Here is an 18,621-nt window from a genome sequence, read left to right as displayed (position 1 = left end):
AGAAATATGTATTAATAATTAAAGTAATGCTTCTTTTAAAATTGTAATAGGATGTTTGGCTATTTTATCAGTTCCATCCTTGATTTGATGTCTACAACTCGTTCCATTAGCGGAAATCACAATATCTTCATGAGCTTTACGGACTGAAGGAAACAAAGTTTGTTCTGCTATTTGCATACTGACGTCGTATTTATTTTTTTCGTAACCAAAGCTCCCTGCCATTCCACAACAACCACTTGGAATAATAGTGACTTTATAATGCGTTGGTAAGTTTAAGACATCAAAACTAGATTTTTGATTTGACAAGGCCTTTTGATAGCAGTGTCCATGAAATTTTATGGTTTTAGCTTTTTTGGTAAACTGCTCAGGTTTAATGTTTCCAAGTTCTATTTCTTTTTGAAGGAATTCTTCAATCAAATAAGTGTTTTTGGCTAGAGCTTTAGCAGCGTCTTTATTATCGGCAAGTTTTGTGTATTCGTCCCTAAATGTCAATATAGCTGAAGGTTCAATACCAATAAGCGGAATTCTCTCTGAAACTAAATCTTTGAAAATAGTAACATTTTTATTAGCTAAATCTTTGGCTTCTTCTAAAAATCCTTTGGAAATAAAACTTCTTCCACTTTCCAAGTGGTTAGCGTATTCTATCTTATAATTAAGCTTAGAGAGTAAAATAAAAGCATCAACAGCTATTTCAGACTCTAGATAGTTTGTGAATTCGTCAACAAAGAAATAGACAGTCTTTATTGGTTTTTCTGTTGCAGTTAAACTTTTGAGTTGACTATCGAAAGATTTTGAAAATTTTGGTAAACTTCGCCTTGTATTAATACCTAGTAGTCTTTTAATCAATGAAGACATCAATTTATTTTGAAAAACAAGGTTTGAAAAATCATAAAATTTTGAACCTAACTCGTTATACTTAGTAGATTTTGCAAAAAAACTATTCTTAAAAGAAAAACTATTTGCTTTTTGGTATTGATACTGAAACTCTGCTTTTAAAGCTGCTACATCAACACTACTAGGGCATTCGCTTGCGCAAGCTTTACAGCTTAGGCACAAATCGAAAACAGTTGCAAGTTCTTTGTGATTGAATTTATTAGCTTTTTCTGAACTTGTCAAAAACTCCCTTAAAGCATTTGCTCTTGCACGTGTGGTATCTTTTTCATTTCGAGTGGCGCGGTAACTTGGGCACATGGTTCCTCCAAACTCTGGTAACTTTCTACAATCACCAGACCCATTACACTTTTCAGCTTCACGAAGAATACCTTGAGATGCTGAAAAATCTAAAATAGTTTTTACTTCAGGTTCTTCTCTATCAACTTTATACCGCAGGTTTTTATCCATTGGTAAAGCATTGACAATTTTACCTGGGTTAAATATATTATTTGGGTCAAAAACCAACTTAATTCGTTTTAAAATTTGATAATTTTCCTCGCCAATCATCAGCGGAATAAATTCAGCCCTGACAATTCCATCGCCGTGTTCACCAGACATTGAGCCATCATATTTTTTAACCAAATGCGCAACATCAGTAGTTATTTTTCGGAATAATACAACGTCATTAGAGTCTTTTAAATTTAAAATTGGCCGCAAATGAATTTCTCCTGCGCCAGCATGTGCATAATACACTGCATTTTGACTGTAGCCTTTCATTATAGCTGTGAATTCTTCAATAAATTCACTTAAGTCATCTAAAGCTACTGCCGTATCTTCGATACATGCAACAGCTTTTTTATCTCCAATCATATTTCCTAAAAGACCTAATCCAGCTTTTCTGAGCTCTAAGGCCTTTAAAATATTATCATCTTTTAAAATAGGCTGTGCATAACTTAATCCTTGATTTTTAACAGTTTTTAAAAAGGTTTCAATCGTGTTCTCAAGTTCATCTTCAGTTTCTGCCTTGAGCTCACACATTAAAATAGCAACAGGTTCTCCTACGATAAATTTTCGGTTTTGTTGCTGGGTTTTATTGTACTTAGTGAGATTTAAGATGGTATTGTCCATCATTTCACAAGTATGTAAATTATGCTGCATAAGCTCCTTTACAGATTTCATACAGTTTTCAATGCTGTCAAAATGTAGCGCTAACATTGCATTTTTTGAAGGCGGTAAATCATCTAACTGTAATGTAATCTCAGTTGTGAATGCTAAAGTACCTTCACTACCTGATAACAACTGGCACATATTAAATTCTTCAGAATGACTTTCAAAGAATACTTCATTCTCAATTAACTTGTCAATTGCATATCCTGTATTTCTTCGGTGTATTTCAGGTTTTGGAAAATTTGATAGAATTTGGTTTCGGACTTTATCTGAATTTAATTCTGTATAAATTGAATTGTAAATTTCTCCCTCTAAATCCGTTTGCTCTAATTTTTTGTAGAATTCTTTTTTTGAAAGTCTTTTAAATTCAACCTCACTTCCATCACTTAAAATTGTTTTAAGACTTAATACTTTATCTCTTGTTACACCATACTGAATAGATGTTGTACCCGAGGAGTTATTACCTACCATTCCGCCAATCATACAGCGATTAGACGTTGATGTGTTTGGACCAAAAAACAGTCCATATGGTTTTAAGTAATTATTTAATTCATCTCTTACAACTCCGGGTTGTAGCTTAACGGTTTTAGCTATTTCGTCAAGAGAAATAATTTTGTTGAAATACTTTGAAACATCTACCACAATTCCATCCCCAACGCATTGCCCTGCTAGAGATGTACCAGCTGTTCTAGGGATTAGCGACGTATTATTACTGTTAGCAAACTCAACCAGCAACTTTAAATCTGAAATTGATTTGGGAATCGCTACTGCATATGGAAGTATTTTATAAACTGATGCATCAGTGGCATAAATTTTACGCATTAGATGACTTGTATAGATTTCACCTTGTAATTTAGGGAACACAGGGTTTATTTCAGCAGTCATTAATTTTTTGCAATAATTTTTTATAAAACTACCTATAATTATAATTAAATATGATTTTTTGACGTTATTATTGGAAATAATCAAAAAAACGAAACAATATGAAAAAACTAATTTTATCGACTTTAGGGATTTTTGCCAGCATATTATTAATGAATGCTCAAGAAATAGCGGATAATGCCATTGGTCTGAGAATTGGCGATAGTGATGGTCTTGGTACAGAAGTTACTTACCAACGTGCCTTAGGAGGTAACAACCGCTTAGAACTAGATTTAGGTTGGCGAACAGGGAACAGCTTTGATGGTTTTAAATTTGCCGGGCTTTACCAATGGGTATGGAATATTGATGGCGGATTTAATTGGTATGCTGGCGTAGGTGGCGGTGTTGGATCGTATGACTTTGATGCACCAATCAACGATAGTGAAACATTCTTCTTTGCTGCTGGTGATATAGGAATAGAATATAATTTTGATATTCCGTTGTTAATTTCACTTGACTTTAGACCAGAGTTCGGTTTTGGAGATTTTAATGATAATTTAGATTTTGATATTGCACTAGGTGTTAGATATCAATTTTAAAATAAACGGTCTTAATAAACGGTCTTAATAAATAAAGGATGGATTTATAAAATTATAAATTCATCCTTTTTTATTAAATGTAACCAACCAAATGAGGTGAAGTTTTTATTTCACCAAATAATCAGAAAGTGTTTTTTTATATATAACTTCGTATTTAGGAACTATGGCATGCAAATCAAAATTTAGGGATTGAGACTTTGCATTAGCTTTAAAGGCATCTAAAACCTTTTTATCTCTCAATATGCTTAACGCATTAACAGTCATCTCCTTTATATTTCCCACGTAACTCAAATATCCTGAAAAACCGTCTTTATTAACTTCTGGTAAACCACCAGAATTTGAAGAAATCACGGGTACACCAGAAGCCATAGCTTCTAAAGCAGCTAGACCAAAACTCTCAGTTTCTGATGGTAATAAAAACAGATCACTAAAACAAAGTATTCTATCTATCTCGTTACTATTACCAAAGAAAACTACCTTATCACTAATTCCTAATTCTTCTACTAAATTTTCAGCAGGCTCTTTTTCTGGACCTTCACCAACCATCATTAATTTTGCTGGGATTTCTCGTTGAATATTATAAAATACTTTTATAACATCTGGTATATTTTTGACTTCACGAAAATTGCTAATGTGTGTAATAATATGTTCGTCTTCATTAGCCATCATGGAACGTTGACAATCTGTAAAGTTTGGTTGGTGCTTATCTATATCAATAAAATTAGGAACAACCTGGATTTCATTCTTAATATTAAAAAGACGCAGCGTATCTCGTTTTAAACTTTCTGAAACAGATGTAACAGCATTAGATTTATTGATACTAAAAGTAACGGCTGGCTTATAAAATGGATGACTTCCTACAAGTGTTATATCCGTTCCGTGTAATGTTGTAACTATTGGTATAAAAATACCATCATCTTTTAACATTTGCTGTGCCATGTAGGCCGCGTAAGCATGAGGGATGGCATAATGTACATGCAATAAATCAATTTTATGCAGTTTTACCATATCTACCAATTTACTTGATAGAGCTAGTTCATAAGGTTGATAATGAAAAAGAGGATATTCAGGAACGTGTACCTCATGAAAATGAACGTTTTTACTTAACAATTCTAATCTCACAGGCTGTTTGTAAGTTATAAAATGAATTTTGTGACCACGTTTAGACAACTCCAAACCCAACTCTGTGGCTACAACTCCGCTTCCACCAAATGTTGGATAACAAACAATTCCTATTTTCATTTTTTGATATGTATTTGAAGCTAAGTTAAAAGATTTATTTTTCTAGTGAATAAAGTCTACTAGGTTTTAACTAATAATTAGTGTTCACTAGTCTATAATAGCTTCATAGATATAACGCTGAATCTCTGTTCTAATATTTTCGCGAAGCAATCTGTTCTTTCCAGCTCTTGGGTATGTTCTATTTGCTAGAAAAATATAAACAATTTCTTCTTCAGGATCAGCCCAAGCATAAGTACCTGTAAATCCTGAATGACCAAAGCTTGTCATTGAAATGCATCCGCATGTTGGACCTTCATCCGCAAGTTGAGGTTTATCAAAGCCAACTCCTCGCCTATTATCTCTATGGCAATAATGGCAAGTCGTAAATTTATCTAAAGTCTCTATCTTAAAATAGCGCTTACCACCATAAAATCCTTTTTGTAAATACATCTGCATAAGCTTAGCCAAATCATTGGCGTTACTGAAAATACCAGCGTGTCCTCCAACGCCATCTTGCATAGCCGCACCCATATCGTGTACATAACCATGTACTTTTTGATAGCGAAAATAATCATCAACCTCTGTAGGTACAATATCCTTTAAACTAAACTTATCTCTAGGTTTATAGGTCATATAATTTGCACCTAAAGATTGATAAAAATGATCTTGAACCAATTTATCCATACCTTTATTGTAATACTTTTCTAAATACTTCTTAAGTATGTAATAAGGCAAATCACTATATCTATACCTTAATCTTTCCAATAGATCAGTTTCCTTAATGATGTCATGAATAGAATCTTTAAAATCTTTACGCATAAAGAGTCTATCCGTAACTTCTACATTATACGCTCCAATTCTAGAATTACGATACCATTTTTTTAGAGGTTTCTTAGTTATAGTGTCCAAGGTCTTTACATAAAAAGGAACCCACGGCTTTAGACGTGCATAATGAGAAAGCATTTGCTTCAGGGTAATATCTTTCTTGTTAGTGTTTTTGTACTCAGGTAACATTCTTGATAATTTTGTGTTTAGAGAAAGTGCTTTTTTCTCCTCAAGTTCCATAATTAATGGTAATGTCGCCATAATTTTAGTCAAAGAAGCCACATCATAAACATCGTCAGAATTTACCTTATTCTTCTTATCATAAGTGTGATAGCCAAAGTTCTTGTTATATATGACCTTTCCTTTCCTTGCAACCAAAAGTTGAATTCCTGGTGTCATATTCTCATTAACTGCATAGTTAGCTATCGAATCTAGTTTTTGATATAACCTATTAGAATCAACACCTACAGACTCTGGAAGTCCATAAGATAGGGTGTTTAGTGCATTATAATCTTCACCTTGTCCATGACTAAAATATTGACCTGCCGAAACTGGTAGTTTTCCTTTTGCACCAACTGCACCAAACAAAACTTGGGCTGATTTTTGTTGTGCAATAGCACTATTTTGATAACTCATTACAATAGCTTCAATATTTTCTATTGTACTTAAATCCATCAAAGTGTAAGGTCTTGCAAACACATCAAGTATAACAGTATTTGTTCTTGCTATCTCATATAACCAAGTTAATTCTTTAGTTGAAAATTTATAAGATTTCCACGGATTGTCATTTGATTTATGAAAACCAACAACAACAGTGTTATAATTTTTGAGCTTTTCTAATAGTCCGTTTAAATTATCTGCTGAAATCTTATGAACTTTGGTGTATTTTTTTAGTTCATTATAAAAATTAGAACTTTTATCATCGCCTAAAGAGACATATGCTATTTTTTTAGTCTCCAAATCTCTCAGTGGCAATAAACTATTTTTATTTTTTAGAACTGTTATAGCTTCTTCAAGAAGTTGCCCATATAGAACATCATCTTTTATTCTCTTAATATCACCATGAACACCATTATATGATAACGGTTTATAATTATTAAGTCCTACTTTATATTTTGCCATCAAAATTTTCTTAACAGAATACGCTAATCGTTCTTCTGTAATTTCTCCCTTTTCAATAGCTTTAAAAATCTTCTCAATACCTTTTGGAACGTTCTCGGACATAAGCATAACATCATTACCAGCTTTAAAAGCCATTACATCTATTTCGCCTTGAGTATTGAACTTTTTTGAAGATGAGGCATCAACAGTAGGTTGCACAAAATTTGCAGCGCCTTTCATAGTTAAGGCATCTGTAAATATTAACCCTTTAAAACCGAGTTCTCCTTTAAGTAAATCAGTAACCACATATTTTGAAAGTGAAGTTGGCAATCCGTTTTGAACACCTAGTTCTGGAATATTTAAATGAGCCACCATAACACTAGAAAGTCCTTCTTTAATTAATTTTCGATACGGATATAATTCTACCGAATCTATTCGCTTTTTTGTAAAACTGACTGTAGGTAATGTTTTATGTGAATCTGCATCTGTATCGCCATGACCAGGAAAATGTTTAGCATTAGCCAAAACACCAGCAGCTTGCATGCCTTTCATAAATGCAGCGGCTTTTTCAGTAACATTATCTTTATCCTCTCCAAATGAACGATTACCAATAATTGGATTTTTAGGATTTGTATTAATATCTACAACAGGAGCAAAATTAAAATGAACGCCTACGCGTTTACAATGCTCCCCGATTTGATATCCCGTCTTTTCTATCAATGCATTATCTGAAACAGCACCAAGTGTCATATTCCAAGGAAATGCGTAAGTAGAATCTAAGCGCATACTCAAGCCCCATTCTGCATCCATTCCAATAAGAAGAGGGATTTTTGCTTCAGACTGTAGGTTATTATTCATTTTTACCTGACGAGTTGGACCACCTTTAGAATAAATAACACCACCGATATTATAGTTTTTAACAAGTGCAGCAATTTCATTTTCATGTTTATTGCCTTTATTAGAAAAAGCTTGTACCATAAAAAGCTGTCCTATACGCTCTTTTGTAGTCATAGCATCATAAATACTATCTACCCATTTTTGCTGGACCTCAATATTGTCTGACAACAAAGGATTAGGTGTTTCCTCTTGGGAAAATGATAAACTAAAAATGAGTAAAAATATAATGATTACGATATATCGCATTGCTTTAATTTTGATGTATTATGTGTCTAACGAATACTATGCCAAATTAGCATAAATGAAAGGAAGTAAAAAAAACTTTATGATAGATTTATAAAGACATTAATTAACAAAAGACTAATCAACTAAATCGATATGTCTATCATGATACCCTAAAAGGTACAAAACACCGTCTAATCCAATACTAGAAATAGAATTCTGCGCCTCATCTTTTACCTTAGGCTTTGCGTGAAAAGCTATACCTAAGCCTGCTAAGTCCAACATTGGCAAATCATTTGCACCATCACCAACTGCAATAGTTTGGCTAATATCAATGCCCTCTTTTTTAGCCAAAGCCCTAAGAAACTCTGCTTTTTTATTGCCATCCACGATATCTCCGATATAGCCACCAGTTAATACGCCGTCTTTTATTTCCAGTTCGTTAGCATGAACGTAATCGATATCTAATTTTTCTTTAAGATAATTACCAAAGAAGGTAAAACCACCGGAAAGAATTGCGGTTTTAAAACCATAACTATGCAAAGTATCCACCAAGCGCTTTGCGCCTTTTGTTATTGGTAAATTTTCTGCAACTTGTTGTAACACCTCTTCTGAAAGTCCTTTAAGGAGTTTCATTCTTCGTTTAAAACTTTCATTAAAATCTATTTCTCCTTGCATTGCAGATTCTGTAATAGCCTTAACTTCTGCTCCAACACCTGCCAATTCAGCAAGCTCATCAATGACCTCTGTCTGGATTAAAGTAGAGTCCATATCAAAACAAACCAAACGTCTATTTCGCCTAAAAATATTATCCTCTTGAAATGCAATATCTACATCTAAATCATGAGATATTTGCATAAAACGTTCAGTGAGTTCGGATTTGTTTTCAACACGTCCTCGGATGGATAATTGAATTGATGCTCTCGGGTATTCCTCAGTCCTAACCAGAGACAAACGTCCTGTTAATCGTTTTATGGAATCTATATTTAAGCCCTTTTCTGAAATGACATTAGTAACTTCAGATATTTGTTCTGCGGCTAATTTTTCACCCAGAATAGTTACAATATAACGATCTTTACCTTGAAGATTTACCCATTTTTCATAGTCTTCTAAAGATATGGGCTTAAACTTAGCAGTAATGCCCAATTCATAAGCTTTGAATAATAAATCTTTTTGTACTGCTGAAGATTGATTTCCAGATTCAATTTCAAACATCATTCCTAGGGATAAAGTATCGTGAATATTGGCTTGACCAATATCTAAAATCTTGGCACCATAATCTGCCAGAACACTCGTTAAACTTGATGTTAGTCCAGGTTTATCTTGTCCAGAAATATTTAAAAGAAAAATGTCTTTTGACACAACGGTTTTTAATTTTTAAAACTCATGATTAGTAAGTTGTAAATATGAATAATCTTGGCTAATAATAAAAGAAATTATTAATGTGATATATATAAAAATTTATAAAAATCGCTGAGATATCACTAATTCAAAAAGCGACTGTGCCAACTCTCACTTGCTGGTACTTCCCAATTTTCTTTAAATTCAGCGATATTGGTCACTAAATTATTAAAAACTATGGTATTTTTTGATACTGCTTTTTGCTTAGCCATCTTTTTGAAGTCTATCAACGATTTATGAGCAATGAACTCACCTTGTTTATAAGAGACATTCAATTTATCCATTAAATCTACACTGTAAGATGTCTCTAATTCTTGAATAAAATGTATTGAAGCATCTATAGAACAACCAGTAGCTGCATTAAGGTTCTGATTTAAAGCCAAAACAATGAAACGCTTATATACTATTTTGAATCCAGCTTGTAGGTCTTGACCGTGAGCTGTCCAAGCCTCTACAAAAACATTAAGTTTCTCTTCTATCTCAGCTAATTCAGTTTCAGAAAACGAACGGTTAGCTTGGTATATCCAAACACGTGACTCTTCTGGTAATGTATCAAAATCTACTAACATTAGTCTTTAGTCTTTTTATTCATATAATAGTAGCGGAGTGCTCCCGTTACTGCAAAAAACAGAAACCAAATAGGGATCCATTTGTAGTTTATGAGTCCATTTTTAAAATAGCTTATAATTAATAGTAATACTGTAAAAGCAACACCATTTCGCAGTGCTATTTTAAGCATTTGCTTATCAGAAGCATTCATATTTAAAGAGAATTTGCTATAACTTCTGCAATATCGAGTACTTCAACACTCTTTTCTTTTTCTTTGGCTTTAATACCGTCGGTCATCATAGTATTACAATACGGACAACCTGTGGCAATAATATCAGGCGTGGTTTCTAAAGCTTGCTTCGTACGTAATATGTTTACATCCATATCACCTTTTTCTGGCTCTTTGAACATTTGTGCACCACCGGCACCACAACATAATGCAAAACGTTTACTCTTTTTCATTTCGACTAAAGTGCCGTTTGATTTTTGCAACACATTTCTTGGTGCATCAAACTCACTATTGGCTCGACCTAAATAACATGGATCATGAAACGTGATGCGTTTGCCTTTGTAGGTGTCGCCTTTTACAGAAAGACGTCCAGCATCTATTAATTCTTTTATGTATTGCGTATGATGGATAACATCATAAACACCACCAAGACTTGGATATTCGTTTTTTATACAATTGAAAGAATGCGGGTCGCAGGTCACAATGCGCTTTACTTCGTAACCATTAAGTACTTCGATATTCATCATGGCTTGCATCTGAAACAAAAACTCGTTACCTGCTCGTTTTGCCACATCACCTGTATTGCTTTCTTCTGCCCCTAAAACTGCAAAATCAACCTTTGCACTATTTAAAAGTTTTACAAAAGCTTTGGTTATTTTCTTGGCTCTATCATCATAACTCCCTGCAGAACCAACCCAAAACAAAATTTCAGGTTGCTTGCCTTCTACCATATATTCTGCAATTGTTGGCACTTTTAGTTGCTCACTCATAGCTTAATTCTTTTTATTATAAACCAATAAAATATCTTGGTAATACCCTTTTGCTTTTTCTATAACTGTCGTTGGCATTAACTGAGAGAATATTGGTGAATTAGGGTCATAATTCAACATTTTCCATTTGTTATCAGTTAAATCGTCACTAATGAAAATGACCATTCGGTTTGGTGCATTTATATTCACTTTACTGTCATCCTCAAAGAAAGCTTCCATACCTTGGACTTTCATCATATTAATGATCATTTTCTTGCCTTTATCATCAAATTCTTGTTGCTTAAAAGTCATAGACATTTTCATATCATAGGTTAAAAATGCATAATCAGTATTTGAACCCTCATCCTTATAGGTTTTTGATAAAACATACTTAGGGGTTTGTTTAGGTAAATCTATAGACATTTCATCTGTACCCTGAAACATGGATATAAATAAATTTTTCATTTCTTCTTTTGGTACAAGGTCATAGATTTTAGGATATGTCATATCTAATAGTGCATCAAAATCTCTATAATTTGTTTTTTCAAACATATTCATAGCCATAGCATCCAATTCACCTTTTGAATCTTTTTGTGCTTCTACATTAAAAGAAATTAGTGTTACTGTAAGAAATAAAAATATCGTTTTGTAAATCTTCATATCATTAATTTTCGTTTGCCCAATTTAAACGGTCTTGTTGGTTATAAGGCCAAGGAGCACCGTTATTTTCTATATTGGTCATCATATTATTCAATTCCATTGGTGCTGCACTTTCTTCCATAACTAAGTAGCGACGCATCTCCATAATAATTGATAATGGATCAATACTTACAGGGCAAGCTTCTACACAGGCATTACAAGTCGTACAAGCCCAAAGTTCTTCTTTGGTAATATAATCGTTGAGTAACTGTTTACCGTCATCTTTAAATTCTCCGCCGTTTGCGTCAATATTTTTACCTACTTCAACCAAACGGTCTCGCGTGTCCATCATAATCTTTCGTGGTGATAATTTTTTACCAGTTTGATTGGCTGGGCATTCGCTAGTACAACGACCACATTCTGTACAGGTATACGCGTTGAGTAATTGAATCTGATTTAAATCCATGACATCACTAGCACCAAATTTTGCTGGCTCTTCATCTTCATCACCTTCTACTGGAGCAGCAAAAGGGTCTGCATTTGGGTCCATCATGAGTTTTACTTCTTTAGTAACCGCTTCAAGATTATTGAATTGACCTTTTGGGGTTAGCTTTCCATAATATGTATTTGGAAAAGCTAACAGAATGTGTAAGTGTTTTGAAAAGTATAAATAATTTAAGAATACTAAAATACCAAAAATATGTAACCACCAAGCTGAGCGTTCAATCAAATGCAAGGTGTCTGTAGATACCTCATTGAACCACGGTGCCATAAAACCAGAAATGACATTACCAGAACCCATTTCTTGAAAAGACGTGTCTGTAGCATTCATCACCAAGAATAAACACATTAAAACAACCTCGAAGTAAAGGATTATATTACCATCATTCTTTGGCCAACCTTTTAAACTTTTAAAGCGTTTTAGGTTAATTACATTACGTCTTGTCCAAAAGAAAACGACAGCCAATAGAACAAGTACGGCCAAAACTTCAAAACTTCCAATTAAAAAGCCATAAACAGATTCAGGCAAAACTTTAAGACCAATACGATGGGTACCGAAAAGTCCATCGATAATAATTTCTAAAACTTCGACATTAATTATAACGAATCCAACATAAACTATAATATGGAGTATACCAGCAATTGGCCTAACCACCATTTTACTTTGTCCCAAGGCAATACGAGCCATATTCTTCCAACGTTGTGGTTTATTATCACTTACATCAACGTCTTGACCGAGTTTAATATTTCGAATCAATTTTTTAATGTTTCTAGCGAAATAACCAACACCAGCAATTAAGATTATCGCAAAAATTATATTAGATATATACTGCATCTTTTTGTTTTAATTCTTTTGTAATTGTTTTTCAGTAGGGGCTTCGTATGGTATTTCTTTTTTAGATAATATCCGTCTATACCTTGCAGGATGAAGCTTAATATCTAGTAATAATAATTCCATTTCTTTTGAAGCTGCTTCTAAATTATTATACAATTTATCGTCTTTTAAAAGTTTTCCAAGAGAACCTTCACCTTTCTCAAAGTTTTCTAAGAGCGAATTAATATTTACTAGTGTTTTATCAAAATCATCTATAGTTTTAGATAATTCAGCTTTCTTTAAATCTTCTGATAATATCGAAAGATTTGCGCTCGCAGCTTTAAAACTATCTAGTGTTTCTGTAATTTTTTTGTCGTTCTCTTTTACAACAGATTGAATGGAATAAGATAAATTTTTAAACGACTTTAACGTAGCGTTTAACTCTGCAATTGTGGCTTTTAACCCCGCACTAGATTCATCAGCAACCAAACCGCTGAGATTAACCATAAGTGTATCTGCCGAGCGTAATGTTTTATCTAAGTCAGTACTTAAACCTGTAAAATTATCTTTTAATGAAGAAATAAGTCCTGGCTGAACTTCAGATTGAATAAAATCGCCTTTTACAGCTGGTTCTCCTTCATAAGAATCGATAACTGCTAAGGCATTACCACCCATTATACCTGTTTCGTATAATTTTATAGTAGAACTTTTTGAGAAACTTAATCTTGGGTCTATCGAAAACTCAACAATGGTTTTCCCAGTTTTAAAATCATATTTAATGTTTTCAACTTTACCAACAGTATTTCCTTTAACTGTTACTGGAGAAGACATAGTTAAAGCATTATAATCGAACTCAGTGTAGAAATCTACTTCACTAGAAAATAAATCTTGTCCTTTTAGATAATTAAATAAATAAATGAATAACAACAGTCCAGAAATAACTAGAATAGCTGTTTTGACTTCTCGTGATATTTTCAATGGTTTAGGTCTTTGGTTGGTAACAAAATTAGGAATAAATTAATTAAGACGCTTTCTAATTTAAGGTCTTTTAAGCGCTTCTTGAACAGATATTTTTTTTCCGTTTTTATAGGCGACTATAAAACAAGAAGAATAGCCTTTGGATTTGGCAGCGTTTTTTAATGTTTTTGCTTCTATATAATTTGAAGTATTACCATAGAAATACTTATAGATATTGTTTTGCTTTTCTCTACTAATGTCGGCTAAACCTTTAAAATTGTAAGGTTTAGTTTCTAGTTCTCTGGAGCTTGCAGCAATCTGAATTTTAAAAATTACATTTGTAGAAGATTCTTTATCCTCATTATTATTAAGAGTTTCACTACTTGAAACAAATAGGCTTTCTCCAATATTTTGATCTAATTCTGATTTATAGATTATAATTGCATCTTTAATACCATTAGCAATTTTAGACTGACCTGCTTTCGAATTTAAAAAAGCACCCTCTTTTTTGTTGGTTATAAATCCTGTCTCGATTAATACACTTGGCATATAAGTGTTATGAAGTACCCAAAGACTTAATTGTTTTATGCCGCGACTTCTTCTTTTAAGCTTTTTTCCAAAATTATTTTCTATTTTTTGAGCTAACACAATACTCTGCTCGACATATACCTCTTGCTCTATACCTATTGCAATAGAAGTTTCAGGAGAATGAGGATCAAAACCTGCATAATTCTTCTCATAGTTATCTTCTAGAAAAATAACTTCGTTTTCAGCTCGAGCAATAGACATGTTTCGTTCTGAATTTTTTGACCCTAAAACATATGTTTCAGTACCATAAGCTTGAGTGTGATGAGCATTACAATGAATTGAAACAAATAAATCTGCATCGGCTTTATTAGCAATTGCAGCTCTTTCGTGTAACTCTAAAAATATATCCGTTTTTCTGGTATATATTATTTCAAAACCATCGTACTTTTCTAATTCTTTACCTAGTATCAATGCTATCTTTAAAGCGATATCGGACTCTTTATAGTTGTTTTTAGTCGGTTTCCCTGGGTCTTTACCTCCATGACCTGCATCAACCACTACAACAAACTTATCACTAGGTGCTTGAGCAAAAGCACTGTATGTTAAAGATGTTGTAAATAGTGTTAATACAAATACTAATATGTGATTTTTGAACGTTTTCATGTAAATTTTAAAACGGCTATTTGTCCGTGTTTATTACCCAATTTTATTTGGCTTGTTTATATTTAAAACTTTAATTGCAATAATAAATCAATCACAAAAAAATAAATGTAATTTTGGGATTTCAAAAACCGAGCCATTCTTTTACAAAAATACCATTAATAGGTTTGCGTACAAATAGCATAAAGATACTTTTTGCCCTTAGTTTTACAGTGTTTATCAACACTTTTGGCTTTACACAGGATATTCCACCAAAAAAAGACCCTATAAAAGCCAAAACCACAAAAAAACCTGTAAAAAAGGATAGTGCAACCATATCTGTAGATTCTCTATTAAAACCTAAAGTGAATTTAAAGGAGGTAGACTCTATAAAAAACGATTCAGTAAAAAAACCTAAAGAACTCTTAGCGGATATCGTAAATTACAGTGCAGATGGTTACGTTTCACTAAATAATAAAGAAAAGAAAATATACCTTTATAATAAGGCTGTAGTTAAATACCAAGATATGGAGATTAACGCGGGTATCATAGTTATTGATAATAACACTAGCCTTATCTATGCAGGACGGCTTAAAGATTCTACAGGATATTCTCAAGCACCTATTTTTACTCAAGCTAATAATAAGGTTGAGCCTGACTCAATAATATTTAACCAAGAAACCAAGAAAGCTATTATCTTCAATTCTCGGACTGAAGATTCTGGTATGAATATTTTTTCACCTGTAACCAAGCGCGAAAATGATTCGACTTTATTCATGAAAGATGCGCGTTTTACCACAGCCGAAAACATGGATGATCCTGAGTATCAATTCATATCAGATAAGATAAAATTGGTACCAGGAAAAAAAATCGTAGTTGGACCAACTTATATGGAAATTTATGGTGTACCAACACCAATTGCATTACCCTTTGCATATTTTCCTTTAAATAAAGAACAAAAATCTGGTATTATCTTCCCTACTTTTGGAGAAGATGTAGGTAGTGATCGTGGGTATTTTATCCAAAATGGTGGTTATTATTTTGCAATAAGTGATTATTTGGACTTAGCTGTTTTGGGGGATTACTATACCAATGGAAGTTACGGATTACGACTAGAAAGTAACTACGCTAAACGTTACCGTTTTAATGGAAACTTGGCTATTAGGTACGAGAACTTATTGACCAGCGAACGTGCTTTCCCAGATTTCACTCAAAACACCATTTATAATATTCGTTGGTCGCATACGCAAGATGCTAAAGCCAATCCAAATTCAAGATTTTCGGCTTCGGTGAATTTAGGTAGTAGTCAGTTTTTTAGGCAATCGGTTAATCAGAATAATATCATTAACTCTCAAAACAATACCCTTGCCTCTTCGATTTCGTTTTCAAAAACGTTTCCTGGAGAGCCACAAGTCAATATTAATGCTACTGCTACCCATTCTCAGAATACGCAAACAGAAACTATAAACATGACGCTCCCAACAATTCAGGCTTCTGTGGGACGTATGTTTCCTTTTGCACCAAAATCTGGAGCCAAAAAGGGAATTATTCAAAATATTAATTTTCAATATAATACAAGAGCAGAATATAGAATTACAACAACCGATTCCTTGTTTGGTAGTAGTCAAATGTTTGAAGATGCACTAGCTGGTATGCAACATACGATTCCGTTGACTACAAATTTTAAAGTATTTAATCATTTTAGTGTTAGTGCGAGTACCAACTTTCAAGAAAATTGGACCTTAAACACCATCAATAGACGTTTTGATGAAAACACACAATCTGTAATTACCACAGACATTAACGGTTTTGATAGTTTTAGAACCTATAACTTCAGTGCAAATATTGGAACAACACTTTACGGAATGTTCAATTTTAATAAAAAGAATAAAGATGCTAAAATTCAAGCCATTCGGCATGTGGTAAGACCGTCGTTGAGTTATACCATACAACCAGCGTTTGACCAATTTTACGAAACTTACGACGTACTCGATGCAGATGGAACAACGACTGATACCGTAGAATACACAAGGTTTGAACGCTCTATCTTCGGTGCTCCAGGAAACCGTTATTCTAGTTCTATTGGGCTAGATATTGGTAATAATATCGAAGCAAAAATCCGTTCAAAAGACTCAACAAAGACGGAGCCTGAAAAAATCTCATTAATAAATAACCTTAATGTGAGTACTCGTTATGACTTGGCAGCAGATTCACTAAAATTTTCACCAGTCCGTGTTACTGGAGGTTTTAAGTTGCTCAAAGATAAGATGAACGTAAACTTTGCAATGACCTTAGATCCTTATGCGCTTGACAATAATAACAATAAAATTAACACCTTTAATGTTGATAATGGAGGAAGCTTGTTTCGCTTAACATCTGCTAACATGAACATGGGATACTCCTTATCTAATGAAACTTTTAGTGGTAAAGGTGATACTGAAAATGAAAAAAAACGTGAAGATGAGGCCATAAGAGCCAATGGAAGAACAGACGACCTGTTTGGTCGTGTAGATGATTTTTCAACACGTGTATATACAGATGAAGATAAAGAGCGTCAAAAAGAAAAGGAAGCTAATCTCAGCGAGTATAGTTACAAAATTCCTTGGACTTTACGATTAGCTTATGCCGTTAACTATAATAACACGAGACGAGAAAACCGCATTGCTTCTCATTCTCTCATGTTTTCTGGTGATATTGAATTATCTCCAAAGTGGAGCGTTGGCGCCTCATCAGGTTATGATTTTTTAAATAAGGGCTTCTCATTCACGCAATTTAGATTTGAGCGAGATTTGTTAAGCTGGCGCATGAATTTCTCATGGGTCCCGTTTAGCACACTATCTAGCTGGAATTTCTTTATCGGTATAAAATCTAATTTCTTACAAGACCTAAAATACGAACAACGTCGCCAGCCAGACCAACGTTTAGGAAACTAATCTTTTAATACAACTTCTATTTTGAAAAAAATAATAAATACTACAAAAGCTCCTGCTCCTATAGGACCATACAACCAAGCCATTCTATCTGGAAATACACTTTACACATCAGGACAGATTGCATTAGACCCAAAAACTATGGAATTGGCTTTAGATGATATTAAAACCGAAACTAAGCAAGTGATGGAAAACATGAAATCCGTTTTAGCTGCTGCAGATATGAAGTTTGAGAACGTCATTAAAACCTCAATATTTATTACTGACATGAACAATTTCTCTCAAATAAATGAAGTATATGCAACCTACTTTGATGAGGCCTCTGCACCTGCTAGAGAAACTGTTGAAGTCGCTAACTTACCAAAGTTTGTGAATGTTGAGATTAGTATGATTGCTGTTAAATAATAAGTATTGCGCTTATCAGTCTAGGCTATGAGTAGTTGCGTGGTTTAGTACTTAAATTTTGAAGTACACACCGTGTTAGAAATTCCGCAGGAATTTCCAAATTGGGCGAGAACTAGTAATTACTTATAGCTTAGTTCATTGTTGGCAACAGTTTTTATAATTCAGGCTACAGTTTTTAATTCAAATCTTGTCTTCCGACAATTGCCATTATTTCTACAATATCTTTATTTACTTTAAAATAAATGCTATCAACTCCACAAACACAGCGCCTGTAGTCTTTTTTTATATAGTCAACCGATTCGAATGAAAAAGGTCTCTGGGCAATAATTTCGAAATATTTAAAAAATGATTCAAAATTATTAGTGTCCGATAAAAAATCCCTCAATTATTGAGGGATTTTTCGTATATAGCTGTATTAACTTTCAAATAATATAGCTATGAGTAAAAGTAATCATTTTTTCGGACAGCCGATATTCAGTCAGATGATAAATTTGATTGATTCTTCTATTGTATC

Annotated in this window: 14 protein-coding genes; 3 read left to right on the top strand and 11 right to left on the bottom strand. The window is 33.3% G+C overall.

What is annotated here, in order from left to right; genetic code table 11:
* Positions 1-18 precede the first annotated feature (18 nt).
* Positions 19-2,925: an FAD-binding and (Fe-S)-binding domain-containing protein gene (locus tag HKP48_RS10610; RefSeq protein WP_296345641.1), complete on the bottom strand. Its 2,907-nt coding sequence runs from the start codon at positions 2,923-2,925 to the stop codon at positions 19-21.
* A 98-nt stretch (positions 2,926-3,023) separates the two neighbouring features.
* On the opposite strand from HKP48_RS10610, the gene HKP48_RS10605 reads away from it, so the two are divergent.
* Positions 3,024-3,500 (top strand): hypothetical protein, encoded by a 477-nt coding sequence (locus HKP48_RS10605; protein WP_296345640.1) that lies wholly within the window; start codon positions 3,024-3,026, stop codon positions 3,498-3,500.
* 105 nt (positions 3,501-3,605) lie between these two features.
* Here the strand turns inward: HKP48_RS10605 and bshA are convergent, their stop codons facing one another.
* The 10 genes from bshA to HKP48_RS10555 all read right to left on the bottom strand — a co-directional run bounded on the left by bshA (position 3,606) and on the right by HKP48_RS10555 (position 14,796).
* A complete protein-coding gene (gene bshA, locus HKP48_RS10600; RefSeq protein ID WP_296345639.1) occupies positions 3,606-4,742 on the bottom strand; it encodes an N-acetyl-alpha-D-glucosaminyl L-malate synthase BshA in 1,137 nt (378 codons plus the stop codon).
* Positions 4,743-4,829: 87 nt separating this feature from the next.
* Complete coding sequence (locus tag HKP48_RS10595; RefSeq protein WP_296345638.1) at positions 4,830-7,790, bottom strand: glycoside hydrolase family 3 N-terminal domain-containing protein; 2,961 nt, start codon at positions 7,788-7,790, stop codon at positions 4,830-4,832.
* Positions 7,791-7,904: 114 nt separating this feature from the next.
* On the bottom strand, positions 7,905-9,128 hold the full coding sequence (serB, locus tag HKP48_RS10590; protein ID WP_296345637.1) for a phosphoserine phosphatase SerB: 1,224 nt from the start codon (positions 9,126-9,128) through the stop codon (positions 7,905-7,907).
* A gap of 122 nt (positions 9,129-9,250) precedes the next feature.
* Positions 9,251-9,736, bottom strand: a complete 486-nt coding sequence (locus tag HKP48_RS10585) for an ABC transporter ATPase (protein ID WP_296345636.1) — start codon at positions 9,734-9,736, stop codon at positions 9,251-9,253.
* Entirely contained in the window at positions 9,736-9,927 is a 192-nt protein-coding gene (locus HKP48_RS10580) for a hypothetical protein (protein ID WP_296345635.1), read from the bottom strand. The genes HKP48_RS10585 and HKP48_RS10580 overlap by 1 nt, the downstream gene beginning before the upstream one ends.
* A 2-nt stretch (positions 9,928-9,929) precedes the next feature.
* The gene (locus HKP48_RS10575) at positions 9,930-10,715 is read right to left on the bottom strand and encodes a (Fe-S)-binding protein (protein ID WP_296345634.1); all 786 of its coding nucleotides are present in this window, start codon (positions 10,713-10,715) and stop codon (positions 9,930-9,932) included.
* A gap of 3 nt (positions 10,716-10,718) precedes the next feature.
* Positions 10,719-11,354 carry a hypothetical protein gene (locus HKP48_RS10570; RefSeq protein WP_296345633.1) on the bottom strand — a complete coding sequence of 212 codons (636 nt, stop codon included), beginning with the start codon at positions 11,352-11,354 and terminating at the stop codon, positions 10,719-10,721.
* 4 nt (positions 11,355-11,358) lie between these two features.
* On the bottom strand, positions 11,359-12,669 hold the full coding sequence (locus tag HKP48_RS10565; RefSeq protein ID WP_296345632.1) for a (Fe-S)-binding protein: 1,311 nt from the start codon (positions 12,667-12,669) through the stop codon (positions 11,359-11,361).
* 9 nt (positions 12,670-12,678) lie between these two features.
* Positions 12,679-13,626, bottom strand: coding sequence for an MlaD family protein (locus tag HKP48_RS10560; protein ID WP_296345631.1), 948 nt, complete (start codon positions 13,624-13,626; stop codon positions 12,679-12,681).
* A 60-nt stretch (positions 13,627-13,686) separates the two neighbouring features.
* Positions 13,687-14,796, bottom strand: a complete 1,110-nt coding sequence (locus HKP48_RS10555; protein ID WP_296345628.1) for an N-acetylmuramoyl-L-alanine amidase — start codon at positions 14,794-14,796, stop codon at positions 13,687-13,689.
* A 113-nt stretch (positions 14,797-14,909) separates the two neighbouring features.
* On the opposite strand from HKP48_RS10555, the gene HKP48_RS10550 reads away from it, so the two are divergent.
* Both HKP48_RS10550 and HKP48_RS10545 read left to right on the top strand, forming a co-directional pair.
* Positions 14,910-17,705, top strand: a complete 2,796-nt coding sequence (locus HKP48_RS10550; protein WP_296345625.1) for a putative LPS assembly protein LptD — start codon at positions 14,910-14,912, stop codon at positions 17,703-17,705.
* 21 nt (positions 17,706-17,726) lie between these two features.
* The gene (locus HKP48_RS10545) at positions 17,727-18,107 is read left to right on the top strand and encodes a RidA family protein (RefSeq protein ID WP_296345622.1); all 381 of its coding nucleotides are present in this window, start codon (positions 17,727-17,729) and stop codon (positions 18,105-18,107) included.
* Positions 18,108-18,621 lie beyond the last annotated feature (514 nt).

This window comes from Winogradskyella sp., from assembly GCF_013042245.1.
GTDB lineage: Bacteria > Bacteroidota > Bacteroidia > Flavobacteriales > Flavobacteriaceae > Winogradskyella.
Note: the sequence above shows the minus strand (reverse complement) of the source record. Positions and strands in the feature narration are given on the sequence as shown.

What these genes read in the sequence shown, in the direction of transcription:
- HKP48_RS10610 (WP_296345641.1), bottom strand. Translation starts at nt 2,925, where the DNA reads ATGACTGCTGAAATAAACCCTGTGTTCCCTAAATTACAAGGTGAAATC.
- HKP48_RS10605 (WP_296345640.1), top strand. Translation starts at nt 3,024, where the DNA reads ATGAAAAAACTAATTTTATCGACTTTAGGGATTTTTGCCAGCATATTA.
- bshA (WP_296345639.1), bottom strand. Translation starts at nt 4,742, where the DNA reads ATGAAAATAGGAATTGTTTGTTATCCAACATTTGGTGGAAGCGGAGTT.
- HKP48_RS10595 (WP_296345638.1), bottom strand. Translation starts at nt 7,790, where the DNA reads ATGCGATATATCGTAATCATTATATTTTTACTCATTTTTAGTTTATCA.
- HKP48_RS10585 (WP_296345636.1), bottom strand. Translation starts at nt 9,736, where the DNA reads ATGTTAGTAGATTTTGATACATTACCAGAAGAGTCACGTGTTTGGATA.
- HKP48_RS10580 (WP_296345635.1), bottom strand. Translation starts at nt 9,927, where the DNA reads ATGAATGCTTCTGATAAGCAAATGCTTAAAATAGCACTGCGAAATGGT.
- HKP48_RS10575 (WP_296345634.1), bottom strand. Translation starts at nt 10,715, where the DNA reads ATGAGTGAGCAACTAAAAGTGCCAACAATTGCAGAATATATGGTAGAA.
- HKP48_RS10570 (WP_296345633.1), bottom strand. Translation starts at nt 11,354, where the DNA reads ATGAAGATTTACAAAACGATATTTTTATTTCTTACAGTAACACTAATT.
- HKP48_RS10565 (WP_296345632.1), bottom strand. Translation starts at nt 12,669, where the DNA reads ATGCAGTATATATCTAATATAATTTTTGCGATAATCTTAATTGCTGGT.
- HKP48_RS10555 (WP_296345628.1), bottom strand. Translation starts at nt 14,796, where the DNA reads ATGAAAACGTTCAAAAATCACATATTAGTATTTGTATTAACACTATTT.